Origin of the sequence: Sporosarcina contaminans (assembly GCF_042679045.1) — a bacterium.
GTDB lineage: Bacteria > Bacillota > Bacilli > Bacillales_A > Planococcaceae > Sporosarcina > Sporosarcina contaminans.
Map to the genome: position 1 here is coordinate 24,840 of NZ_JBHTLT010000124.1, position 23,441 is coordinate 48,280.

The 23,441-nt window shown below is 38.6% G+C and carries 20 protein-coding genes; 15 read left to right on the forward strand and 5 right to left on the reverse strand.

The genetic code is table 11. The features are described from left to right. Positions 1 to 116: 116 nt before the first annotated feature. Positions 117 to 1,601, forward strand: a complete 1,485-nt coding sequence (gene dacB, locus ACFQ38_RS15450; protein WP_381482013.1) for a D-alanyl-D-alanine carboxypeptidase/D-alanyl-D-alanine endopeptidase — start codon at positions 117 to 119, stop codon at positions 1,599 to 1,601. Between the two features lie 66 nt (positions 1,602 to 1,667). Here the strand turns inward: dacB and ilvA are convergent, their stop codons facing one another. Continuing rightward, entirely contained in the window at positions 1,668 to 2,939 is a 1,272-nt protein-coding gene (ilvA, locus tag ACFQ38_RS15455; RefSeq protein ID WP_336825295.1) for a threonine ammonia-lyase IlvA, read from the reverse strand. A 211-nt stretch (positions 2,940 to 3,150) separates the two neighbouring features. Then, on the reverse strand, positions 3,151 to 4,050 hold the full coding sequence (locus tag ACFQ38_RS15460; protein WP_381482016.1) for a diacylglycerol/lipid kinase family protein: 900 nt from the start codon (positions 4,048 to 4,050) through the stop codon (positions 3,151 to 3,153). A 352-nt stretch (positions 4,051 to 4,402) separates the two neighbouring features. Between ACFQ38_RS15460 and ACFQ38_RS15465 the strand changes: the two genes are divergently transcribed. Beyond that, complete coding sequence (locus tag ACFQ38_RS15465) at positions 4,403 to 5,845, forward strand: amidase (protein ID WP_381482018.1); 1,443 nt, start codon at positions 4,403 to 4,405, stop codon at positions 5,843 to 5,845. Between the two features lie 51 nt (positions 5,846 to 5,896). On the opposite strand, the gene ACFQ38_RS15470 is transcribed toward ACFQ38_RS15465, so the two are convergent. Continuing rightward, positions 5,897 to 6,316, reverse strand: coding sequence for a MarR family winged helix-turn-helix transcriptional regulator (locus tag ACFQ38_RS15470; RefSeq protein ID WP_381482020.1), 420 nt, complete (start codon positions 6,314 to 6,316; stop codon positions 5,897 to 5,899). Positions 6,317 to 6,533: 217 nt separating this feature from the next. Between ACFQ38_RS15470 and ACFQ38_RS15475 the strand changes: the two genes are divergently transcribed. Then, the gene (locus tag ACFQ38_RS15475) at positions 6,534 to 8,240 is read left to right on the forward strand and encodes a methyl-accepting chemotaxis protein (protein ID WP_381482022.1); all 1,707 of its coding nucleotides are present in this window, start codon (positions 6,534 to 6,536) and stop codon (positions 8,238 to 8,240) included. Positions 8,241 to 8,380: 140 nt separating this feature from the next. Further along, a complete protein-coding gene (locus tag ACFQ38_RS15480; RefSeq protein WP_336825619.1) occupies positions 8,381 to 9,352 on the forward strand; it encodes a proline dehydrogenase family protein in 972 nt (323 codons plus the stop codon). A 432-nt stretch (positions 9,353 to 9,784) separates the two neighbouring features. Here ACFQ38_RS15480 and ACFQ38_RS15485 read toward each other — a convergent pair whose 3' ends face one another. Then, positions 9,785 to 10,801 carry a DUF1646 family protein gene (locus ACFQ38_RS15485; protein WP_381482024.1) on the reverse strand — a complete coding sequence of 339 codons (1,017 nt, stop codon included), beginning with the start codon at positions 10,799 to 10,801 and terminating at the stop codon, positions 9,785 to 9,787. A 122-nt stretch (positions 10,802 to 10,923) separates the two neighbouring features. Then, positions 10,924 to 12,417 (reverse strand): peptide MFS transporter, encoded by a 1,494-nt coding sequence (locus ACFQ38_RS15490; RefSeq protein WP_336825345.1) that lies wholly within the window; start codon positions 12,415 to 12,417, stop codon positions 10,924 to 10,926. Positions 12,418 to 13,009: 592 nt separating this feature from the next. Here ACFQ38_RS15490 and ACFQ38_RS15495 point away from each other — a divergent pair. From ACFQ38_RS15495 to ACFQ38_RS15545, 11 genes are all read left to right on the forward strand, one after another. Further along, the gene (locus ACFQ38_RS15495) at positions 13,010 to 13,393 is read left to right on the forward strand and encodes a spore germination protein GerW family protein (protein WP_381482026.1); all 384 of its coding nucleotides are present in this window, start codon (positions 13,010 to 13,012) and stop codon (positions 13,391 to 13,393) included. 372 nt (positions 13,394 to 13,765) lie between these two features. Continuing rightward, complete coding sequence (locus tag ACFQ38_RS15500; protein ID WP_381482028.1) at positions 13,766 to 15,658, forward strand: ABC-F family ATP-binding cassette domain-containing protein; 1,893 nt, start codon at positions 13,766 to 13,768, stop codon at positions 15,656 to 15,658. Between the two features lie 12 nt (positions 15,659 to 15,670). After that, complete coding sequence (locus ACFQ38_RS15505; protein ID WP_381482030.1) at positions 15,671 to 16,807, forward strand: virulence factor; 1,137 nt, start codon at positions 15,671 to 15,673, stop codon at positions 16,805 to 16,807. Between the two features lie 380 nt (positions 16,808 to 17,187). Next, on the forward strand, positions 17,188 to 18,042 hold the full coding sequence (gene ehuB, locus ACFQ38_RS15510; protein WP_381482043.1) for an ectoine/hydroxyectoine ABC transporter substrate-binding protein EhuB: 855 nt from the start codon (positions 17,188 to 17,190) through the stop codon (positions 18,040 to 18,042). An 81-nt stretch (positions 18,043 to 18,123) separates the two neighbouring features. Continuing rightward, the gene (locus tag ACFQ38_RS15515) at positions 18,124 to 18,786 is read left to right on the forward strand and encodes an amino acid ABC transporter permease (RefSeq protein WP_381482032.1); all 663 of its coding nucleotides are present in this window, start codon (positions 18,124 to 18,126) and stop codon (positions 18,784 to 18,786) included. After that, entirely contained in the window at positions 18,783 to 19,469 is a 687-nt protein-coding gene (gene ehuD / locus ACFQ38_RS15520) for an ectoine/hydroxyectoine ABC transporter permease subunit EhuD (protein WP_381482034.1), read from the forward strand. The genes ACFQ38_RS15515 and ehuD overlap by 4 nt, the downstream gene beginning before the upstream one ends. Before the next feature lie 15 nt (positions 19,470 to 19,484). Beyond that, on the forward strand, positions 19,485 to 20,261 hold the full coding sequence (gene ehuA, locus ACFQ38_RS15525; protein ID WP_381482036.1) for an ectoine/hydroxyectoine ABC transporter ATP-binding protein EhuA: 777 nt from the start codon (positions 19,485 to 19,487) through the stop codon (positions 20,259 to 20,261). 177 nt (positions 20,262 to 20,438) lie between these two features. Continuing rightward, positions 20,439 to 20,876 (forward strand): BrxA/BrxB family bacilliredoxin, encoded by a 438-nt coding sequence (locus ACFQ38_RS15530; RefSeq protein ID WP_381482038.1) that lies wholly within the window; start codon positions 20,439 to 20,441, stop codon positions 20,874 to 20,876. Then, a complete protein-coding gene (locus tag ACFQ38_RS15535; RefSeq protein WP_381482040.1) occupies positions 20,873 to 21,652 on the forward strand; it encodes a class I SAM-dependent methyltransferase in 780 nt (259 codons plus the stop codon). Before ACFQ38_RS15530 ends, ACFQ38_RS15535 begins: the two co-directional genes overlap by 4 nt. 479 nt (positions 21,653 to 22,131) lie before the next feature. Continuing rightward, on the forward strand, positions 22,132 to 22,722 hold the full coding sequence (locus tag ACFQ38_RS15540; protein ID WP_336825327.1) for a YpjP family protein: 591 nt from the start codon (positions 22,132 to 22,134) through the stop codon (positions 22,720 to 22,722). 409 nt (positions 22,723 to 23,131) lie between these two features. Then, a complete protein-coding gene (locus tag ACFQ38_RS15545) occupies positions 23,132 to 23,338 on the forward strand; it encodes a sigma factor-like helix-turn-helix DNA-binding protein (RefSeq protein ID WP_336825323.1) in 207 nt (68 codons plus the stop codon). Positions 23,339 to 23,441 lie beyond the last annotated feature (103 nt).

The window sequence follows — 23,441 nt, forward strand, 5'->3', positions numbered from 1 at the left end:
AGTACGGCTATCGAAAAATTCAACCCGATGGCCGTTTTTCGTTTGCAAAAAATCTATAGGATTCAATGAAGAAAAGTGATAGACTGATAGCGACAACTGAGAAAAGGGGGATTATTTTGCTTTTCAAGAAAACTGCTACATTCATAACAGCTATAATGCTATCTTTTGCTGCTTTGTTCACACCGTTTCCTTCTCATGCTGAAGCCCATGCCACAAATTCCTATCAGTCTTTGGAAAATACAATTAATGCTATATTATCGGACGCATCTATAAAGTCTGCTATGACAAGTGTCACTGTCCGTAAAGCCTCAACCGGAGAAATTGTTTACGAAGCGAATGCAGACCGAAAAGTGACACCGGCTTCGACTTTAAAATTGCTCACTGCAGCCGCAGCTTTAGAAACATTAGGGGAAGATTACCGCTTTACAACGGATGTATTAACGGATGGAACAATATCGAATGGCGTTTTAAATGGCAACTTGTATTTACGTGGTCAAGGAGATCCGACTTTAATGAAAAAGGAGCTGGATCAATTTGCCGCAACCTTATCAAAATTAGGGGTAAAAAAGATTAATGGCGACTTAGTCGGAGATGATCAATGGTTTGATAATATACGTCTATCGCCAAGCATTGATAAAAGCGATGAAACCTATTATTATGCTGCTCAAATTTCTGCATTAACTTTATCGCCAAATGCGGATTATGACGCTGGCACAGTGATCGTAGATGCAAAGCCTACGAAAAAAGGGTACAAGCCTAAGATATCCGTGACACCTGACGAGGGTATTGTGACGATTGTCAATAAAGCAAACACGGTAGCGAAAGGGAAACGTAACACTTTATCGATTAAAAGGCAACACGGAACGAATAAAATTATGGTATCAGGTAACATCCCAGTAGGCAGCAGCAAAAGGGAATGGGTAACTGTTTCGAACCCAACTGCTCATACATTGGCGATTTTCAAAAGCTCCTTATCTTCAAAAGGAATAAAATTCAGCTCAACTTCTAAAAATGTACGAAGACAAGCGCCAGACACAGCTAAAGTCTTGGCGGTACATAAATCAATGCCGTTAAAAAATTTGATGATCCCATTTATGAAGTTAAGCAATAACACACATGCAGAAATATTAGCAAAAACGATGGGCAAAAAAGTGTATGGGGAAGGCAGCTGGAATGCTGGATTGCGTGTCATGCATGAATATGCAACATCCATCGGATTAGACGCTTCTGAATGGCACTTTGAAGACGCATCGGGCATGTCGCACAAAAACAAAGTATCCTCAGCGCAACTAACTGAATTATTATTACTCGTTCGGAATGCACCTTGGTATGGCAGCTTTGTAAAATCGCTGCCGATTTCAGGCATTGATAATCGTTTCGTTGGAGGAACATTAAGAAATAGATTGGCATCACCCTCTGTAAAAGGTAAAGTAATAGCTAAAACGGGGAGTTTAAATAACGTCAAATCTTTGGCAGGATATGCAGAGACAAAAAGCGGAGAAACATTAGTTTTCACGATTTTGACGCAAGATCATAAAGATAGTACGCTTCCTTCGATTGACAAAATTGCAACAGCGATTACAACTACGCCCATCTATTAATAAAATAATAATTATGAAAACCGCACCTCAATTGTTGAATTATCAAACAATGAAGGTGCGGTTTTGTTATATTAATAAATCAAATAACGTACTGTCTTTGTTCACTTCCTTGAAAGGGAAGCCATTTTGTTCCATTCGATCTAACAGCCTCGGGTAATCTTCTTTCCTTTTTAGCTCAATACCAACAAGTCCGGGTCCGTTTTCTTTGTTATTTTTCTTCGTATATTCAAAAGTAGTAATGTCATCATCCGGCCCCAATACGAAATCTAAAAACTGACGCAATGCACCTGCACGTTGCGGGAAATTTATAATGAAATAATAGAGCAGTCCTTCATGGAGTAGAGATTTTTCTTTAATCTCTTGCATCCTACCGATATCATTATTTCCACCGCTAATCACACAAATAACCGATTTCCCTTTAATCTCTTCTTTATAATAATCAAGCGCTGCAATAGGTAATGCGCCTGCCGGTTCAGCAATAATTGCATGTTCATTGTAAAGGTCCAATATTGAAGTGCAAACTTTGCCCTCAGGGACACTAATGATATTGTCTACGTATTTTCTACAAATTTCATAAGTCAGATTGCCGACACATTTAACTGCTGCGCCATCAACAAACTTATCAATCGTTTCAAGTGGTGTCACCTTATTGTTCTCGAAGGAAGCTTTCATGCTTTTTGCGCCAGATGGTTCGACCCCGATCATTTGTGTCATAGGGGATAGATTTTTAATATAGGTGCTAATGCCTGACATAAGACCGCCGCCGCCAATGCTTGCGAATACAAAATCAATTGGTTCATCAATATCGTTCATCATTTCTACCGCGACAGTTCCTTGGCCAGCAATAATGTCTTCATCGTCAAACGGATGGATGAATATTCTGCCTTCCGTTACTGCGCATTCCATCGCTTTTTCGGAGGAATCATCGAAAGTATCCCCGACAAGGATAATTTCAATATAATCGCGACCAAACATTTTCACTTGGTTAATTTTTTGTTTTGGCGTTGTTTGTGGCATGAAAATTTTGCCATCAATTTGTAAATGTGCACAAGCGTATGCAACTCCTTGTGCATGATTGCCCGCGCTTGCACAAATAATGCCTTTTTCCCGCGCTTCATTTTCAATTCTTTTTATTTTATAGTAGGCTCCTCTTAGTTTAAATGATCGGACATGTTGTAAATCTTCACGTTTAATGTAAACATGGCAATCGTATTTTTCTGATAGTCGCTCGTTTTTCTGTAGAGGAGTATGCGCCACTACGTCTTTTAACAGTTGATTGGCAATGAGGATATCTTCCACTTGAACCTTCTTCTGTTCTTCAATAACTACTTTACCCATATATCGTTCCCTCCGAATCAGTTGAAGATTTTTTAATAATAACATGAAAGGAAAAGAAAGAACATAGGAAAGTTTGTAATTGCGTATTTATTTAAATGAATTCAATCATAAAAACTATTCGAATAAATATGTAAGCGTTTTCTTTATAAAAAAAGAATTACATCCATAATCTGACGAAAGCATCTCAACAGGAGATTTAAAAAATAGCGATTCACACCGTTTTTATGATTTGAAGTGCTTGAGGAAGAATTTCGATTGTTATATTGTCTGTAGGTAAAATTTCGCCGTCAATGACAACTGGAATGATTCGATCAGTTTGAATATGAAATTGCTTACCTGACAAATAAGTCACTTCTTTTTGTTGAATTGTTTTTCCGATGAGCAGCTGTGGAAATAAACTGAATAAAACCTTTGCGCGATGAGCGCCATCCAACAGCGTAAGCGCTAACTTACCGTTAGCTGGATCTGCCGTTGGACAAATTTTTAAACCGCCTCCATATTTTTTCGTGTTTCCACAAGCGATAAGCCATGCTTTCGAAGTTGGAATGTATTGACGATCTACTAATAATTTTGCTTGAAAAGGAGTAAAGGTCAGCAACTCAAAAATTGCAGCAATTGGGTATGCAAAACGTCCTATATTAAACATGTTGAGCCACTTTTTATAAAGGGAATGATCGGCCCTTTCTCCAATCATTGCATCTAAACCGATGCCGACAACTGTTAAACCAATTTTGCCATTTACGCTTATGACATCAACTTTCTCTGAATCAGCGATAAAGAGCTTTTCTATAAATGTTTTGGTATCATTTGTTAGTCCGAAGTTTCTGCAAATATCATTTCCCGAACCAGCAGGTAAAATAGCAATTGGAATATTCTTGTATGGAAGATGTTGAATAACGGAATGAGTCGTACCATCTCCTCCTATAATAACAACTGCTTTTATCGTCATTAATTTGCAATGCCTTTCGATAAACTCATTCGTTGCTACAATAGAAGAGCAAATATGAAATTGATAATCAATTTTTTTATTGCGAAGCATCATTTGCAATTCAGACCATTTATCAAAAGCACGTCCGTTTCCTGAAGCAGGATTGATAATAAATAAGTACATCTCACTACCTACTTTTTGCTAACAGTTTATCATAGAGAAAGAAAAATTGAATAGAGGGGACGTTCGAATTTTCAAACGTTTATATTTAATGCCTTCGGGAAATAGTATGTAAAGCAAGCAGAAGGGAGTTTGTTCGATGCAAAAATGGGATAGTAGGCCAGAAAAACCCGATAAGGGCCAATGGATTGCACTTGGCGTGTCATTGGCAATTATAGCTGCTGTAATTATTATTGAATTGTTTTAAGTTGATTGAAAATGTTTCTCCTGAAAAGGAGAAGCATTTTTTGTTTTCTATTCTATGAATCTTTAGACTATAATAATGTGTAAAGAAGCATAAAGGGTGGGGAACGAAATGGTGAATGGGGTAATAGTTGACAAAGAACAAATCGTTTTAAACGCAGATGCAATGCGTATCCGTGAATTAGTGATGAATAAGGAGCTTTCTGTAGTAGAAGTAACTAAAGTATTGATCGACCATATTAAAAAAACGAATATAGAATTGAACTATTTAGTTGAAGATCGTTTTGAAACAGCGTTAGAAGAAGCTGAAAATGCAGATCGAGCGATTGCTGAGGGCAACGCAGACGGGAAATTATTTGGTGTACCAATGAGCATTAAAGAGTCGTTTGATGTTGCCGGCTTACAGACAACGGGAGGGCTAAAGCGTAGAAAAGGATTTGTGCAGACGAAAGATGCCGAAGTTGTAAGCAAATTGAGAGCTGAAGGTGCAATTATATTAGGAAAAACAAATACGCCTGAGTTGTGTTTTTGTCAAGAAACAGATAATAAGCTTTATGGACGAACGAACAACCCACATAACGTGAATCGGACGGTCGGTGGTTCGAGTGGGGGTGAAGGTGCGATAATAGCAGTAGGAGGTGCTGCTGCAGGACTTGGCTCTGATATAGGAGGATCCATTCGCTTTCCGAGCCATTTTAACGGGATTGTAGGATTCAAGCCGGGAAATAATCAAGTTTCACAAATCGGCAGTTATCCTTTTGTAGGAGATCCTTTTCAGCAAAGAATGTTAGGAATTGGGCCGATGACTAAGTCAGTACGAGATGCAAAATACTTATACAGCATTATCTCTCAAGAACCTGTAGTGAAGAAAGATATCGATCAATTTACAATCAATGTATTTAGAACGACCCAATATCCTTTATCAGATGAAACAACCTTATTATTAAATAATGTTTATCTCCACATGAAAGAAACCTTAAAAACAGAACGGGAGCCTATTCCGTATTTCGATGAATCCGCTTTGCTATGGCAGGAGATTATGTCGATTGATGGAGGAGAAGGTACTATTGTTGAGGCGTTCGGTAACCGTCGAGGAAACGTATACCGAGAATATTCAAAGGAACTGCTGAATGGCAGATCGGATATTCACCGCTATTTATCATGGGCGTTAATCGGCGCGTCCTTATTCAAGCCCTCGAAAAAACGTATTCGGGAAATCGGTGAAATTCTTAAAAAAGGGGATGCGAAAGTAAGTGCATATTTGGATAATCGCATTGTTATCATGCCTGTCTACCATAAGACCGCTCCTCCGCACGGCGAAGTATATCAAGAAATCTTTTCAATCAAGAAGACATTTTTGAAATACATGCCATACGTTGCTTACGCGAATACTTGGGGCTTGCCTTCTTTGACAGTTCCTGTCGGCAAAGATAAGGATGGAATGCCGATCGGACTGCAGATTATCGGGAAGAACGGCAATGAGGATGCATTGTTCACTGTTGGCTCCATAATAGAAAAAGAGTTTGGCGGATATGTTCGAGCAAAAATAAATTGAACAAAAATACCGACGAGGCTGAATCAAATCGATTCAAGCCTCTTTTGATTGTTATAATACTGTATTCAATTTCTTATAAATGGAGAGCAAGGTGGTTTGCTCTTCTTCTGACAAATGTGAGAAAAGTTCTTTACGAAGCATTTGTCCATCTAATTGGGCTTGATTTAATAGTTCTATTCCTCTGTCTGTAATCGACCAATAGGTAGTTCTTCTATCATGTTCATCTTGCCGCCTTTCAATCAACTTGTTCTTCGTTAGCTTAGTAGATAAATGGGTGAGAGACGCAGGTGTGAAGTTCAAGTGTTTAGCCAAATCAGACGGACGGCTTTCTCCGTGAGTGCGCAGTTCGTGAAGTGCCAAAATATGTGAAATGCCTAGGTCGATATTTGAAGTTTTACGCCATTTGACAAGCATTTTTTGTGTTACTTGATCAATTGTATGCAAAAGTTCAAAAATAGTCTGTTCTGACATTTATTTGCCTCCCTATTGTATCTAACGAATCATCCACTCATTTTTATTAAACCATATACTTAACAGCAACTCAAAAACTATTTTAGTAAATAGCTTTGCTATGGTATTTTCTTGATATTGTAAAATAGCTATTCATGCTACCTATAATACTGTATGATGTAGATAATATGGACTATTATATGTTTATATTAATAGATTGAAAGGTTGGGACTCACCAATGAAAAGGAGACATACTTTATCTTTCCAACTTGGTACGATCATTGTAGGTATTTTGATCGTAATGCTTACAATTTCATCAGTAGCCACTTATAAAACGGCTTACGATAAACTGTATGATGCAGCAGGTGTGGAAGCTTATGGCTGTGCCAATATTACAACAGGACTTATTGATTCGAAAGATATTGAAAAGGCGCTTGCTGGAGACGCAGCAACAATTGAAAAAGTGAATGGGGAACTGAATTGGACGATTGAACATAAGGATATTTTCGAAACGCAATATATTGTTGATTTAAATGGGAAATTAATCGCATTGGATTCGAATTTGGCTGCGAAAGGGTTTAACGCAGGCGACCAGTTTAAAATGGATAAGGATGCTGTTGATATGTTATTGGAAATGAAGCATCCTACTTATTCAAAACCGTATGAATTTGGTGGCATGAAAAGACTGTCCGGGTATGCTCCAATTTACAAAGATCACGATCCATCAAAAGAGATAATTGCTATTAGCGTCATTGATTTTGATTCTAAAATTGTCTCTGATAGAACTTGGGAAGTTGTTCGGGATGGCATTTTCATTAGCATTATTCCAATGTTGCTCGCAGCGATCGTGACGGTTATTTTACTACGAAGAAAGACGAAGCCAATTTCAAGCCTAATTGTACAAGCAAAAGAAATTGCCCAGGGTAACTTGGCCGTAAAAGACGTGGAAGTGAAAAGCCATGACGAGGTTGGTGATCTTGCAAATACGCTCAATACGATGGCTTCTAACCTACGGTCTATGATTAGCACAATGAAAGATTCTTCTTCTCAATTAATGGAGAACGTATCTTCAACAACGCAAACATTGAATGAAATGGGTGGAGCCATTCAAATGGTCGCTGATCATATGGAAGAAGTGGCAGCTGACGTTTCAGATGGCACGCGACATTCAGATCAGGCATCTTCTCTTCTGACATCTTTATCCATTGATTTGCATTCTTCGAAAGAGAAAGCGGACCAATTGGCTGTCAATTCCGATCAGACAATGGGCGTAGCGAAGGATGGAGAAAAACTTGCATTGCAAATTAGTAATGATATGGAAAAAATTCGAACTTCTTCAGAAGAGGTAAGTACAACCATTCAAGATTTAATTGAATCTACTACTAAAATCCAAAATATTACAGGATCTATAGCCGGGATTGCTTCACAAACAAATTTGTTGGCATTGAATGCTTCGATTGAAGCAGCGCGTGCGGGAGAACATGGCCAAGGATTTGCTGTCGTTGCTGAAGAAGTACGGAAATTAGCCGAACAATCAAATGCGGAAGTTTTAGAAGTAGAGAATTTGGTAAAAGATATAACGGAAAAGATTCAACAAGTCGTTTTGTCAACGAAGGAAAGTACGATACTTGTTGAAACAGGATCGGAAACTGCGAAACAAACTGCTTCTTCATTAAGTGATATTACTACAGCTGTTTCAAAAACAGTTGAAGAAATCAATACGATTTCTCGCCTAATGAGTAGTGAAGCAGAAAAATCAACATCCGTTGTTCAGTTAATTATGGATCTGAATACGTCCATAAAGGAAATCGAGGATAAAACAAACAATGTTTCGGCCGCTACCGAACAAACAACCGCTTCCATTCACGATGTTGCTCAACAATCGGAGCATGTTAATGAAATGGCAAAGAGCTTGGAAAAATTAGTCGGTCATTTTAAATTGTGATACTGAACGCTCTATAAGCGCTATTTGAGTAGTCCACTTGTGAAACAAATTTCTACAAAAATTGCGTTTTGGTACTATCGGCTTCATCGAATATGCTATAATCGTTATGAAAATAAAACTTTTGTTGAGGAGTAATGGAAATGGTATTAAAAGACTTCTTTATCGGCCTTTCGCAAAATCAATTTTTGAATAGTGCAGCCAAAAAATACGGATTGAAAATGGGTGCTCAAAGCGTTGTGGCTGGCACAAATATTCCTGAAACGATTGAAAGCATCAAGGAATTAAACAAACACGGCATTTCGTGTACTGTAGACAACTTAGGAGAGTTCGTTTATGAAAAAGAAGAAGCAATCGCTGCAAAAGAACAAATTTTAGCGGTTATTGATGCGATTCATGAAAATGGGGTCGATGCCCACATTTCTTTGAAGCCTTCTCAATTAGGACTTGATATCGACTATGATTTCTGTAAGGAAAATATCCGTGAAATCGTAGCGAAAGCTCATTCTTACGGTATCTTTGTTAACTTTGACATGGAGGATCATGCACGCCTTCAGCCGTCATTCGATTTGTTGGATGAACTATCGGTTGATTATGACAACATCGGTACAGTGATCCAAGCATATTTCTTCCGAGCAGAAGAAGATTTGCACAAACACAAAGACTACAGATTAAGAATCGTTAAAGGTGCTTACAAAGAATCTGAGTCTGTTGCTTATCAAGATAAAGCAGCAATTGACAAAAACTATATCCAATTGATTGAGTGGCATTTATTGAATGGTAAATTCACTTCGATTGCTACACATGACCATAATGTCATTAACCATGTAAAACAATTTGTTAAAGACAATAATATTCCGAATGATAAATTCGAATTCCAAATGCTATACGGCTTTAGGAAAGATATGCAATTGCAACTTGCTAAAGAAGGATACAATTTCTGTACGTACGTTCCTTTTGGACAAGACTGGTATGGCTATTTCATGCGTAGACTTGCAGAGCGTCCTCAAAACTTAAATTTAATCGCAAAACAAGTGTTCAACAAAAAAACGAACACAATGATCGGTCTTGCAGCTGGTGCGTTCATGTTAGGCCGTCTCACAAAAAGAAAATAATTACAATAAAAAGGGCTGTTCAGAATGTCAGTGAAAACTGATTTTCTGCGATAGCCCTTTTCTTTTTGATTAATGCGACTAATCCTCCTCAAAGCTAATTATCGGCTCAAATTGCTGCACATCTTCTGTAAACAATCAGCATATGTAAATACAAGATACATCTTCACCGAACGTAAATATATAGTTGGTAAGCATATTCGGACATATGAAGGAGAATCAGTCCTACCACTCATGCTCATTATGGAATATGCATAGCAAGTTCGGGACTGTGACATTGCCCCAACAACATGCTGAGCAGAGTAGGTTTCCAAAAACTATTTTAGGCTATATACGTATAGCAATTAAAAAATAAGGCAGAGAAAAACGAATCGCTATTCTCTGCTTGCTTCATATTAGAGAGGATTTTGGGATTGTCACTGTCTATTGTAGTTTTTAGCCGAACAACACGATCACTCCAAAAAACACGATCATTGCGATCAAACCGACAGGCACACCGAAACGAGCCCATTCAACGCTTTTTATATTAAGCTTTCCAGCGGCAATTATATTCGGTATATTTCCGGGGATTAGCATCCCTCCACTTACGAGCAAACCTAACAGCAATGCTTTTATCGTATGATTATCCATTTGCGTACTAATCTCTGCCGCAGCAAGTGTTGCATTATCCAATACTGCAGAAATCATGTTAATCCAATAGAGAACATAAGGGCTCATATCAATTAAAAACCTATTTATGAATGGTTCAAATCCAGACCCTAACAATGTGAGTGCCATTACAAATAAGTATATTTTAAAGCCTCTTATTATAATATCGAGTATCGATTCAGCACCTTGATTTGCTTTCAATCCGAAGTCTCTTTTTGTAGGCTTAATGATCATTGCAGCAAGAATGCCGAAAGCTATAACTCCTGGAATTACTGCGGGTCCGATTAGGCGAAGCAAGTAAAAGAAGTTCTCGTCCAATTTATTCGTTGCAATGGTTGATAACGGTTCACCGATAGGAGTTAATACTGCACCAAGTCCGATTGAATAGCAAGAAAGGATGACAAGTCGTATTTCTGACTTTCGATCAAGCCGCAATACGCCCACGATAGCTACTAAAACAATGGCAGCAATTATAGCGGTTATTATGCTTGAAAGAAGACCTAAAATAATAACGATTAGAGCAAAGAACAATCGATAGGGGATTGCCTTGCTAAAGGATTTTACACCTTTTTCAAAAGGTTTCTGCAGCCATTTAAAAAGGAGTCCTGCAATCATGACAGATAGAGTAATATGGATGGGGTCTTCCAGTGCTTTAAGAATGAGTTGTTTATCGAGTACACCACTTACAACAACTGCAGCTACACCCATTACGAATAAGAACAGTTCTAAATTACGCTCGATGAAAGGAACTATAAATGGCAAAAATAAAACCATAATTAAAATAATGGTTAATCCAATTATCATGCAATCGCAACCTTTCCGAAAATTAACTATTATTATACCATTATTCTCTTATTGGCAAAAGAATGCAAAATCCATTTTTACGAAAGAAAAAGCATGGCCAATTAATGACCATGCTTTTTCAATTAATGGACGCCTTTCATGAAGCGTTGAATGAATGGAGCAATCGCGAATAGAACAATACTTAAAACGATTGCTACGCCACCAATCACACCGAAGTAAAGCATTTCAGTATCAGCTGAATAAAGCTTAACTAACTGTGCGTTCAAACCTTGAGCAGCAGCGTTGGACAAGAACCAAATACTCATCGTTTGTGCCGAAAAGGCTTTTGGTGCTAATTTTGTTGTTGCTGATAATCCTACAGGTGATAGGCAAAGTTCTCCTAAAACTGCTACAAAAATACTTAGAGCAAGCCAAATTGGATTAACAAGGGCATCTGTGCCCCCAATTAAAGCAGGCAATAAAATAATTAAGAATGACAATCCGGCAAATAATATCCCGAATGAGAATTTTTGTGGAATAGATGGTTGTCGTTTACCTAATTTCATCCATAGCCAAGCAAATACTGGTGATAAAACAATAATGAACAATGGATTTAATGATTGGAACCATGCAGGTGAAATATGGAACCCGAATGCATCCAAGTTCGTCCGCTTATCTGCATAAAAGGCAAGAATTGTTGAACTTTGTTCAGCGATAACCCAGAACATGACAGCGGCGATAAAAAGCGGGATGTATGCTAAGATTCGTGATTTCTCGTCTGCTGTTGTTTTTTTGCTTCGATACATCGCAATAAAATATATAGTTGGAATGACAAAACCTAAAATACTGACAAGCCCTATAAAGGAGTTGAATGTTAGCCAACCGAGTTTAACTGTTGCGAAAATTATGATTGCTAAAAATACAAGTGCTATCATAAATAATTTTACAAAGCGCTGTTTTTCTTCGCCAGACATAGGGTTTGGAACTTGTAGACCAGCTAAACCGAGGTTTTTCTTTTTAGTAAAAAGGAAAAGGAGCAGTCCAAAGAACATACCAACAGCAGCAATACTGAAACCAAGATGGAAGTTATATTTCAGTCCGATTTCTCCGACAATTAAAGGCGCAATGAAACTGCCCATATTAATACCCATATAGAAAATGCTAAATCCAGAGTCGCGGCGCAAGTCGTCATCGGCATAAATATCACCGACCATGCTAGAAACGTTTGGTTTTAAAAGACCTGTACCAAGAACAATCAACACCATTGAAATGAAGAACATGGTGATATTACCAGGCATAGCAAGCACAATATGACCTGCCATGATCAGCACGCCACCATAGAATACTGATTTAGAAGTTCCTAATAAGCGGTCGGCAAGCCATCCACCAATAATACCGGACATATAAACCAATGATCCATAAATAGACATAATGGAAAGGGCTAGCGGTTCGCTTAGTCCAAGTCCGCCCTTTGAAAGTTCGTAATACATGTAAAAGAGGAGAATAGCCCTCATTCCGTAATACGAGAAACGTTCCCAAAATTCTGTAAAAAACAAGGTAAATAAACCTTTAGGATGACCAAAGAATCCTTTTTGGGGAACGCTTTCAACAATCTGTTCTTTACTAAATTGTGACATTAGATAGTATCCTCCTTCTCATGTTGTCATTATATTAATAAAGAAATAATTTTGTCAAAATAAAAATGCTGTATCTCTTGAATTCAGTATAAGTTCTTTTATTAAATGTTTTCAGATAGGCGAAAAATAAAATTATATAAGTAAAATCATAATTGAGCGATCTTTGTGAAATCGATTTATATATGCGTAAAATAAGACTTTTAAACTAAGTGAAGTAAAATCAATGCTGTCATTATAGCATATTTAGTTAAATATCAATAAAGATTAATAAACAAAAGTATTTTATTAAAACTATGAATTTTGACGAATGGTATTTTTGATAAAACGAAGATAACTAAAATGATTTGAATTATAGGGAGTCCATTCAATGATAAGAATATTATTTCTGTAAAATAATAAAGTTTTTTGTAACGATAATAATCACAATGAAATTATTATACTGCGATCTACTATTTCCATCTAAAACAAAATAAGGACCTAACATAATCCGCAAAATTGTAGTAGTAAATTGATGGTAAAGTGACATTGAACTAAAGGAATATTGATGCATGCTCGCGAATAAAGTCATATGTGAAAGAAAGGAGAGAAGCAGATGAAAGAAGGAATGCCACTTAAAAACGAACAGTTTCCATTCAAGTCACCTGTAAAGCCACTGTTTAAAAAGTTCGCGGAAACTAAGGAAGTGTCCCTCATATATGGCGAACCGATCGAGGTAGGTTTGAACAAAATCGTGCCGGTCGCAAAGGCAGGTTATATGATAGGTGGAGGAGCAGGCGGTGGTTTAGCAGGGAAGAAAGATTCTGATATAGGCGGAGGGGATGGTGCAGGGGGATGCATATCAATAAAACCTGTTGGCGTTTACGTCATCACACCTGATACTGTGAAGTTCAAACCAGTTTATAGTCAACGAAAATGGCTCGCTATAGCTTCTATCATTGGCATCGGATTGTTTGTCATAACGAATCGAAAAAAGTAACGTACTGATAATTTTTTCAAACAGCTTGTTGACAACGCTCGCATACTGCGAATCGAACAACGAAGGGTTCGATTTGCCGTATTTACGCGCCCTTTGCGAAAATGAAGGCACTGCGTATGTCGTGCACCTATACTGCCTTCCCGTGACAACTGTTTTCAAGCCAAGCTGGGCAAACACCTATCCCATGACTACAACCTTATAAGGACTGTAGACAAAGTAAAAAGATACTTTGTCTACAGTCTGATTTTTTCAAAGCACAGTTTGCCGCCTGTGCTTTTTTGCCGTTTTGCCAAACCAGTTCCTTCTCGTTCCAAAACTGAGCATTATAAGCTATCATTGAAGTATGCTGTTTGTAGAAATGGAAGTGAAATGATGAGTCAATTGATTATAGAACATTTGACGAAAACCGTCGGCGAGAAGACATTGTTCAAAGATGTCTCGTTTACAATTACAAAAGGCGAGAAAGTCGGTCTAATCGGGATTAATGGAACCGGAAAATCTACTTTGTTATCGATTATCGCAGGAAAAGAGGATGCAGATTCAATTCATGCAGAGCATCCAAATAAATATACAATTGCCTATTTGCCGCAAGAACCTGTTGCCGATCCATCGCTTACCGTTATGGAAACCGTCTTCATGTCGGAAGCTCCAGTTATTAAATTAAATTTAGAGTACGAGCATGCGTTGGCCGCATTGACTGCTCATCCGTCATTAGAAGCTAACCAAGCCCGTTTTAGTGCAATCCAAAACGAAATGGATACGCAAGCCGCTTGGGATCTCAATACAAAAGCCAAAATGATCTTAACGAAATTGGGCATTCATTCTTTTGATAAAAAGATGGGCGAGCTATCAGGTGGACAGCAGAAACGAGTTGCTTTGGCAAGGGTACTCATTGAACCATCAGATTTGCTGTTATTGGACGAACCGACGAACCACTTGGATATCCAGTCGATTACGTGGTTGCAAGACTACTTGAAAAACGAAACGGGGTCAGTATTGTTTATTACACATGATCGATATTTTTTAGATGCCGTTTCGACTCATATTTTTGAATTGGCTGATCGTACTTTATATGCCCATACAGGGAATTTTGAAACTTATTTAGAGTCGAAGGCATTGCGCGAAGAAATGGCGCAGGCGACTGAGGCAAAAATGCGCAACCGTTACAGAAATGAATTGAAATGGATACGGCGGGGTGCAAAAGCAAGGTCGACAAAACAAAAGGCGAGAATTGGTCGTTTCGAACAGTTGGAAGAAAGTTTGAAGCAGAAAGAGTCGTCTGTTGATATGGACATGGCTTTAAAGTCCTCCCGTTTAGGAAAGAAGATCATTGAATTTGATGCTGTGTCTAAATCTTACGGTGATAAAAAAGTTGTTGACCAATTTAGCTGCCTTCTTCAAACAGGGGACCGCATTGCAATTGTTGGGCCGAATGGGGCGGGAAAATCAACATTATTAAAATTGTTCGCAGGTGAAATTGAACCCGATACAGGCACGATTGAAAAAGGATCTACCGTTTCAATCGCCCATTTTCATCAGCACTTGCCCGAAATGGATCCGAATAAAAGAGTGATTGAGTATATTCGAGAAACCTCAAATGATATCGAGGATGCAGATGGCGTCCGTATTTCAGCTACCCAAATGTTAGAGCGTTTCCTATTTCCTTCGTCTTCACACGGTAGTCCAATCGGGAAATTATCCGGTGGGGAAAAGAAAAGATTATATTTGTTGAAATTGCTTATGGAACAACCGAATATTCTACTTCTTGATGAACCGACAAACGATTTGGACATAGAAACATTATCTGTGTTGGAATCTTTTATCGATACATTTGCCGGCGTTGTCCTTTCGATTTCCCATGATCGTTTCTTCTTAGACCGTACTTCTACGAAATTATGGATGCTTGATGGCAGCGGCAAAGTAGAAACTGCTTTTGGAATCTATTCAGATTACTTGGAAATGATAACCGCTCCTCAAACGGAACAGACGGATAAAAAGCAGGAAGACCAACAGATTGCACAGGAACAACCAAAACAGAAGAAAAAAATGACGTATAAAGAAAAAAGAGAATGGGAAACGATTGAGCAAGATATCGAAGAAATTGAGAATAAAATCCAATCTGTTGAAGCTGAAATGGCCTCTGCAGGATCCAATTATGATCTGTTAAAGGAATGCACAGCGACATTAGATGAACTAAACGCTGAATACGAGCGCTTGATTGATCGCTGGACCTATTTACAAGAATTAGCCGAATCAATCGGATAGGAGGAAATTTAAATGAATATTATTACAGTTGAACCGACACCAAGCCCGAATTCCATGAAAGTCGTATTAGATGTGGAATTACCAGCAGGAGTTAGCCATAACTATAAAAAAGAGGATGCTGCAAATGCGCCTGAAAAAGTTTCAGCATTGCTAAATGTCAATGGCGTCAAAGGAATATACCATGTTATGAACTTTATGGCGATTGAAAGGATTGGCAATGTTCCTTGGGAAACGATATTGGCTGAAGTGGAAGCAATCTTTAACGAAGGCGAAGCAGTGAGCAACGATGAGAATGAGGAAACGATCGATGAGCATTACGGGGAAGTATATGTTCATGTTCAAACGTACAAAGATATTCCTTTACAAGTGAAAGTGTTTGATAGCGAATCAGAGCAACGTTTTGGCTTAAGTGACCGTTTTCGTGAAGCGATGGAAAAAGTGCATAGTACAGAAGTCGAAAACTATATCCTTCTTAGAAAATGGGCAGATTACGGAATTCGCTATGGCGAGAAAAACGAAATAGGAGAGACAGTTGTTGCAGAAGTTGAAGCGGCCTATCCTGACGAGCGTTTGGAAGAATTAGTCAAACGAGCAGAGGATGGTAAAATGGATACAAAAATCGAACGCCAACAGGTAACTTTACAACAGTTTGAAGTTGATGAATGGGAAAAGCGATTCCAATTATTAGATCAAATGCCCGATCCGGAAATTTCTGACCTTCCATTACTTGACCGTGCATTAAGTGATCCCAAAATGTCCATCCGCCGGCTCGCTACTGTCTACCTTGGCATGATAGAAGATGAAAAAGTCGTTCCTTATGTAGAAAAAGCTCTTCGTGACAAAAGTTGGGCAGTGCGCAGAACAGCAGGAGACTGTATGAGTGACTTAGGGTTCGTTGAATTTGAAAATGCTGCTATTGAAGCTTTGAAAGATAAAAACAAATTAGTTCGATGGCGTGCTGCAATGTTCCTTTACGAAACAGGAACAGAAAAATCTCTTCCGGCTTTAAAAGAAGCAGAGCAAGATCCAGAGTTTGAAGTAAAACTACAAATTCGAATGGCAATCGCCCGAATTGAAGAAGGAGAAGACGCTAAAGGTTCTATTTGGAAGCAAATGACTGAACTAAGAAAAAGCAATGCTGAATCATAATTAACTTCATAGATAAATTGTAAAACCACTGATAAATGTGTCGAATTACATCTATCAGTGGATTTTAATTTTTTTAGAAAACGTATATCCAATATATGGAAATTGAATAGAAAAGTAGCATGAAAATAAATGAATTAGAGAGCGCTTTCATTTCCAAAAAGGTGGCAAATAAAAATAATTATTAATTTTTCAAGCGGAAAACAAAGCCTTTTCTCATAATGATTATGAGGTATTTTTAATACAATTTAGACATCTAAAAATGCTGAATTGATTTGAAGTTTAAAATCTCCTATGTTACTCTATAAACTATCAAACTAATATGTTTGATGAAAAAATAAAGGAGGAGCATTGTGCGAAATTTTAAGTTTGTTTTTTGGATCATGGCAACACTTCTTTTATTAGCGGCATGTGGAAATGAAAAAAGTGGATCTGCCGCTACCGGGGAAGGAAAGTTAAAGAGTTTACAAGACAAAGGGGTAGTCAAAGTCGGTTTTGCAAATGAGAAACCATATGCCTATGAAGAAGATGGCGAATTGAAGGGTGGAGCGGTTGCAATTGCAAAAGCGGTTTTTGAAAATCTGGGAATTGAAGAAGTCGATGGACATTTGTCCGACTTCGGTCAATTGATCCCCGGTCTTGGAGCAGGAAAGTTCGATGTCATCACTGCGGGCATGGCAATTTCTCCTGACCGTTGCGGTAGTGTTGATTTTGGAGAGCCCGAAATGCAATATGGCGAAGGATTGATTGTGAAAAAGGGCAACCCAGAGGAATTGCATAGTTATAAAGATATCGCAAATAATCCAGATATCAAAGTAGCCGTCATGAGCGGAGCAACTGAGAAGGATTTCATGCTGCGCGAAGGGGTGGCAGAAAGCCAAATAGTTATGGTGCCTGACATTCCGGCATCTTTTGCAGCGGTGGAATCTGGTCGAGCACATGCGACAACTGGGACAGAAATGACAATCAAAATGGCGTTAGAGTCCGCCAATCAAGATAAACTTCAGTTTGTTGAGGATTTTGAACAACCGAATATCAAAGGGGTGCCAAGTTATGGTGCGGCCGCTTTCCATATCGATGATGACGAATTAAGAGAAGCATACAATGAGGAGCTCCGTAAATTGAAAGAGAGCGGGAAAATTGCCGAATTGATTGAACCTTATGGCTTCACTGAGGAAAGGAACGTTGTAGATATAGAACTTACGACTGAAAGTATTTGCAGTGGTGAAAAGTACTAAAAGGGGTTGGGGCCACGCCTTTTGCGGTTTGGCCCTTTTCAATTTACCACTCAAATAAATATTGAAAATGGAGTTGTTTGTATGAGTTCCATTACAGAAATTTCCTTAGTGCTTGCAAAAGGACTGAAAGTGACAATCATCGTACTCTTTTTCTCGATCATTTTTTCCACTTTAATCGCTATGATTGCTGGCCTTTCAAGAGTATCGAAGAACTTCTTACTTTCGAAGTTTACCGGGCTTTATGTTGAAATCTTTCGTGGAACTTCATTGATCGTGCAATTATTTTGGTTTTCCTATGCATTGCCAGGATTATTCAATATTCACCTCGGAAGTGATATCTATGTTGCAGTCTTGGCAATCTCATTGAATTATGGTGCATATATGTCTGAAATCGTCAGGGGAGCGATCGAGGCAGTTCCTCATGGACAGACGGAAGCTTCGGTTGCATTGAATTTATCTACGTTTCAAAGAATGAAACATATTATCATTCCACAAGCGGTACGGATGATGCTGCCTGAATACGGCAACTATTTAATACAGATTCTAAAAGCGACGTCTTTAGTCTCTTTGATTGGATTAACAGACTTGCTTTATTACGGAAACATTTACCGGAGTACACATCTGTCGGAAGCGCCCGCTGTTTATATTTTGATTTTAATTGCTTATTTCCTCCTTGCATTGCCACTCATCGGATTTACAAGGAAGATGGAAAAGGTTGCCAAGAAGGGGGTTGCTCACGGATGACTTGGAGTTGGGAAGTGTTTTTTGAAACGATTCCACTTATTTTCAAAGGACTGTGGATCACCCTTGGACTGACGATTGCCTGTTATCTATTTGCGATGATTTTTGGCTTCTTTTGGGTATTCATGAGCCGGATCCCTATTAAACCATTGAATTGGTTATTCAGATGGATTGCAGAATTCATAAGATCCACTCCTCCTTTAGTGCAATTGTTTTTTATCTATTTCGCCTGGCCGACAATCCCTGTCATTGGTGTAACTCTCAATCCTTTTGTAGCGGCCATTTTAGGGTTAGGCTTGCATTTCAGCACATATACTTCTGAAGTGTACCGTTCAGGTATCGAAAGTGTTGAAAAAGGGCAATGGGAAGCTTCAACTGCTTTAAATTTATCGACGATGCAGAAATGGCGGCACGTTATTTTGCCGCAAGCGATACCGCCAACCATTCCGATGTTAGGAAACTATTTGATCATTATGTTCAAAGAAGTTCCTCTATCATCAACGATTGGAGTTGTAGCGATGCTGCATATTGCGAATGATTATGGCGCCCAATATTACAAATATGTTGAGCCATTAACAGTCGTTGCGTTATTTTTCTTGCTGCTAAGCTATCCATCTGCATTGCTGATCAATCGATTAGAGAAAAAATACAACCGTCGTTTCGATAAAAAGACGGCAACGTTATGAGTGAGGGAGATATCTATGGGCGAACCAATTGTACAGTATAAGGATATCCATAAATCCTTTGGTGAAGTTGAAGTACTTAAAGGCATTCATTTAGATATTATGAAAGGAGAAAAAGTTGCACTTATCGGGCCAAGTGGATCAGGCAAAACGACAATTATCCGATTGCTAATGACATTGGAGCAACCAACGTCTGGCATTATTGAAGTCGGTGGACGGAACTTATGGCAGATGAAGAAAAATGATCGATATGTAGAAGCGGATGAGAAGCATTTACGTGAAATACGTGGAGATATCGGTATGGTGTTTCAACATTTTAATCTCTTTCCTCATATGACCATATTAGAAAACTGCATGTTGGCACCGACAATTGTAAAAAAGAGAAACAAAAAAGAAGTAAGAGAAATGGCAACTGAAATGTTGGAGAAAGTCGGTCTAGGCGATAAAATTGATTTATATCCGAGCCAGCTATCAGGGGGGCAAAAGCAGCGTGTCGCAATGGCACGTGCATTAATGATGAAACCGAAAGTGATGCTATTCGATGAAGTGACCTCTGCTTTAGACCCGGAATTAGTCGGAGAAGTATTAGAAGTCATTCGGGACCTTGCGAAGTCAGGTGAAATGGCGATGGTTTTAGTAACTCATGAAATGGATTTTGCATTAGATATCGCTGATCGGGTTTTATTTCTCAATGAAGGAATCATTGAAGAAGAGGGACATCCGACAGATATTTTAGTCAATCCGCAAAGTGATCGGCTGCAAGATTTTCTATCAAGATTTACAAGCAGCAGATAATAAAGGAGCCGTCATATTGATCGTATCCAATATGGCGGCTTTTTTCTAAAAATTCACCACTAAAACCATAATATTATTATGTAAACTTACGCAGAAGAATAAATGAGTGAAATATCGCGATGGGTTCGGTAAAATGATGAAGAAGAACTTATTGTATTATGGAAGGGGATATTCTACATGAACGCTTATGAAGAGTATATGTTAGGCATTGTCAAACCGATGCGTGAAGAACTTGTCTCAGCGGGCTTTACCGAATTGACAACGGCTGAAAGCGTGGAGGACACAATGGATAAGCTTGAAGGAACTGCTTTAATCGTCATCAATTCAGTTTGTGGATGTGCAGCTGGCTTGGCGAGACCGGCTGTTCGTGAAGCGCTTGACGAAACTGAACAACGTCCTGATCATCTATTGACTGTATTTGCTGGCCAAGATAAAGAAGCAACTGCGGTAATGCGCAATTATTTCCCGGAAGTTCCGCCCAGCTCTCCATCAATAGCGTTTTGGAAGGATGGTCAACTTTCCTATTTCATACCACGGGAACAGATTGAGAATTCGGAGATGGAGCAAATTAAAGAACATATTTCCGGCGTCTTTCAGCAACTTGGCGGACAGTGAGCGCGATTATTACAACGGCTGGAAGGCCAGACGAATATACGCATATACTAACGAAAGAGGCACATGCAGCACTCGGTTTTCCAATTGTCGAGCGAAAAAAACGGTCGGTACGAAAAATGCAAGAAATCTATCATGCCGACGTTTTAGTTGCTGGCAAACAGCGATTTGAATTGTACAAGGTCGGCACGGAGGAACCTTTTTTCTTCCATCCGAATTCAGCGGCGTTTCGTTTGAAAAGGCTTCAAAAAGGTGAGAAGGATCCTTTAATTGATATTTGTGAATTAAAATCCGGAGACTCCTTTTTAGATTGTACGTTAGGATTAGCATCCGACAGTATTATTGCTTCCTATATAATAGGAGACGGCGGACGAATTACCGGCGTCGAAGCGGATGAAATGGTGGCGTTTATTACGGATAAAGGACTGAAGTCATTCGAGGTGGACTCCATTTCTTTACGCCGATCGATGGAACGCATTACCGTCATACATGACGAAGCCATTCGCTTTTTGAAGGTGCAGCCTGACCAATCATGGGATGTTGTCTATATTGATCCGATGTTTCATAGGCCAATTGACGAATCTTCAAATTTTACTGCATTGCGTGATGCTGGCGTTCATTCAGTACTATCAGACATATGGATCAAAGAAGCGCTGAGAGTATGCAAGCGAAGGGTTGTTGTGAAAGAGCGGTTTGATTCACCTGTTTTTGAACGATTTTCTTTGAACAGGAAAATAAGGCCAAATACGAAATTCCATTTCGGGTATTTAGACAGGTAAAAGGGGCCAGCCCGAAAAGTCATTTTCATGACCTTTTGGAGCAGCCCCTTTTTCGGTGTTACATTAGTTTGTAAAGTTTAGCGTGCTTAAGTATAAGACAAGTACTAACAATCCGATTCCTATGAGCAGTTCGACGTTCATTTTTATGTTTACCTCCTTCAAAGAAACCCAACAATACTCTACAGTTTTATTGTACAATGAATACAGGAAATATGAAACCTTTTCAAGTTTTTTTCGTATTATTCTATGAATGGGCATTTTAATGAGGAAGATATTATGATGAAAGCAATTCATTATAATCTATGGGACTATTATCGTCTTGTTTGCCCCCTTTTTATTGTGTCATACTTTGTCTATACACGAAACCAATCATAAAGAAGAACATTTCAACTCAAAAAAGACTACTCAAATTGAACGAAAGTAAGATCGAATTATCGAATTGCTATAAAAGCGCTGAATGAAAAAGAAGGTGAATTGTGATGAAAAAGTATTATCATAAGTTGCTCATTGCAGTCGTTGCTGTACTGACGTTAGGTGTTATCTCACCAAGCCATGAAATCTGGACAAACCTTGAGCCGAAAGATAATGAAAGAGCAACAAACGAGCATGGTACAGACCATGCGCTAAATATTAGCCTTGAAGATGAATACTTTGACCACTATACATGGCAGGAGCCGGTTTCTCTTCAAGATGAATTATTGAATTCCGCAAAAGAACTTTCATATCAAAAATTTGGTTCACGGATTGGCCCTGTCATTCAAAACGACTTTGATGAAATTATTTTCCCTAAAATCGAAGAAGTTATTCAAGCAAAAATCTCGCAAGTAGAAAATCGAAAACTTGCCATTACAGAAACACCTTCAGGAGCTTATTCCGAAAAAATCTTCCATGTTTCTGATATGGAGGATGGCAAAGCTCTGATCAAATTCCATGTAAGAACAGAGAAAAGACCGCAAGATGGCTATTTTTACAACTTTCATTACCACACAGCCGAAGATGGCTTTCTTGCGCATCATTCACTAGGTGATATTTATTGGTCGAAAAACACTCCGCCGAAATGGTTGTCCTAACACTCGTACAAAATACGGGTGTTTTTTTATTTTATAAACGTTGATATATCATTGTTAATTAAGTGTATTGAGATGTTTTTATATTTCGGTTTACACAGTTTAAAAGAATGCAGCTTGCCATGTACTCCAATTTGTACCCTAAATTCACCATTTTTCATTCATCGAAGGAATCTAAAACGACAAATTCGTCCATTAAGTTGGAAGCTGCAATCTCGTTCTTTTCAGTAGCAAATGGTCAGCGCAAGGCATAAGCCGTTTCATCTGTTGTTTGAGGACATACGAGTTAAGTGAAAATGGTGTGACAGCGAGTTTAGTTTGTTTGATACTAACAAGCGAAGTGTTGCGTTGATTGTGATTGACCAGGCGGAGCAGGGATTTTTTCAAAAGCGATAAAGAAAAAGAACTGTATATGACACGGGAAGAGAAAGTTATTTTAGCTGATATCCTGGCATCATTCTCAGAAAAAGAGCGGATTTGTTATTTATTGCATATTGGACATAAAAAGAGCATGGGCGAAATTGCTACTGAATTAGGAGTTAGCAAAAGTACTTTTCGAACTCATATAAATAGAGCAAAAAAGGAGGTTGAACAAAGGGTGGTAACAGAGTCTTCATAAAATAAAAAGGGGCTGTCCAGAAAGTCAGTGAAAACTGATTTTCTGTGATAGTCCCTTTCTGGTTGGAGAATAAATGGGGAACCCCTGACAACCGTCGCTTTCC

What these genes read in the sequence shown, in the direction of transcription:
- ilvA (WP_336825295.1), bottom strand. Translation starts at nt 2,939, where the DNA reads ATGGGTAAAGTAGTTATTGAAGAACAGAAGAAGGTTCAAGTGGAAGAT.
- ACFQ38_RS15460 (WP_381482016.1), bottom strand. Translation starts at nt 4,050, where the DNA reads ATGTACTTATTTATTATCAATCCTGCTTCAGGAAACGGACGTGCTTTT.
- ACFQ38_RS15465 (WP_381482018.1), top strand. Translation starts at nt 4,403, where the DNA reads ATGGTGAATGGGGTAATAGTTGACAAAGAACAAATCGTTTTAAACGCA.
- ACFQ38_RS15470 (WP_381482020.1), bottom strand. Translation starts at nt 6,316, where the DNA reads ATGTCAGAACAGACTATTTTTGAACTTTTGCATACAATTGATCAAGTA.
- ACFQ38_RS15475 (WP_381482022.1), top strand. Translation starts at nt 6,534, where the DNA reads ATGAAAAGGAGACATACTTTATCTTTCCAACTTGGTACGATCATTGTA.
- ACFQ38_RS15480 (WP_336825619.1), top strand. Translation starts at nt 8,381, where the DNA reads ATGGTATTAAAAGACTTCTTTATCGGCCTTTCGCAAAATCAATTTTTG.
- ACFQ38_RS15485 (WP_381482024.1), bottom strand. Translation starts at nt 10,801, where the DNA reads ATGATAATTGGATTAACCATTATTTTAATTATGGTTTTATTTTTGCCA.
- ACFQ38_RS15490 (WP_336825345.1), bottom strand. Translation starts at nt 12,417, where the DNA reads ATGTCACAATTTAGTAAAGAACAGATTGTTGAAAGCGTTCCCCAAAAA.
- ACFQ38_RS15495 (WP_381482026.1), top strand. Translation starts at nt 13,010, where the DNA reads ATGAAAGAAGGAATGCCACTTAAAAACGAACAGTTTCCATTCAAGTCA.
- ACFQ38_RS15500 (WP_381482028.1), top strand. Translation starts at nt 13,766, where the DNA reads ATGAGTCAATTGATTATAGAACATTTGACGAAAACCGTCGGCGAGAAG.
- ACFQ38_RS15505 (WP_381482030.1), top strand. Translation starts at nt 15,671, where the DNA reads ATGAATATTATTACAGTTGAACCGACACCAAGCCCGAATTCCATGAAA.
- ehuB (WP_381482043.1), top strand. Translation starts at nt 17,188, where the DNA reads ATGGCAACACTTCTTTTATTAGCGGCATGTGGAAATGAAAAAAGTGGA.
- ACFQ38_RS15515 (WP_381482032.1), top strand. Translation starts at nt 18,124, where the DNA reads ATGAGTTCCATTACAGAAATTTCCTTAGTGCTTGCAAAAGGACTGAAA.
- ehuD (WP_381482034.1), top strand. Translation starts at nt 18,783, where the DNA reads ATGACTTGGAGTTGGGAAGTGTTTTTTGAAACGATTCCACTTATTTTC.
- ehuA (WP_381482036.1), top strand. Translation starts at nt 19,485, where the DNA reads ATGGGCGAACCAATTGTACAGTATAAGGATATCCATAAATCCTTTGGT.
- ACFQ38_RS15530 (WP_381482038.1), top strand. Translation starts at nt 20,439, where the DNA reads ATGAACGCTTATGAAGAGTATATGTTAGGCATTGTCAAACCGATGCGT.
- ACFQ38_RS15540 (WP_336825327.1), top strand. Translation starts at nt 22,132, where the DNA reads ATGAAAAAGTATTATCATAAGTTGCTCATTGCAGTCGTTGCTGTACTG.
- ACFQ38_RS15545 (WP_336825323.1), top strand. Translation starts at nt 23,132, where the DNA reads ATGACACGGGAAGAGAAAGTTATTTTAGCTGATATCCTGGCATCATTC.